Annotated in this window: 1 protein-coding gene; it reads left to right on the top strand. The window is 65.8% G+C overall.

The genetic code is table 11. The annotated features are described in order from the left end of the window. Positions 1 to 135 precede the first annotated feature (135 nt). Positions 136 to 573, top strand: a 438-nt coding sequence (locus tag RUW00_RS22785; protein ID WP_315956825.1) for a YidB family protein, incomplete at its 3' end; no start/stop codon positions are given.

Here is a 573-nt window from a genome sequence, read left to right as displayed (position 1 = left end):
AAACGAAAGAGGCATCACCCCCAGCATTTCACCATGCATTGACGCGCGCTCCCCAGAGTGGCGCCCCCGGAGCCATCGCAATCCGTCGCGCCTGCTGCGCGGCGCGATGCACATCACATTCCGGGGAGTCACTGCATGTCTGCGTACGACCGTTTCATCGAAGATGCCGCAACACGCCTGGAGCTGGGCCATCGCACCCGCTGGGTGGTGGAGGTCATCAGCGTCTGGATAACGTCCCATCACCGGGGCCTGGACGGTCTGCAGCAGCGGTTTGAACAGGCAGGCCTGGCCTCCCGTTTTCATTCCTGGCGGCAACCGGCAGCGTTGCGGCTGCCCATCGTCGCCAGTGAGCTCGAACGCGCATTGGGGGCACATACGCTGGCCATGATCGCGCACCGTTGTGGCATGTCACCCGGTGCTTTCAGGGTGGTCGCCTGCCATCTTCTGCCCGGGGTGGTCACGCTGATGGATGCGCCCGGCGGCCTGGTGCCTTCCCCCCATGTCCATCGCAGCATCGCGGGCCCATCGCCCCGGCGCATGACCGGCACGGTGCCATCGCGCGCGATGTATGGG

The organism is Bacillus sp. IS1, from assembly GCF_032461585.1.
In the GTDB taxonomy this organism is placed as follows: Bacteria; Bacillota; Bacilli; order Bacillales; family Bacillaceae; genus Bacillus; species Bacillus velezensis.
This window is presented reverse-complemented; position numbering and strand designations above follow the sequence as displayed.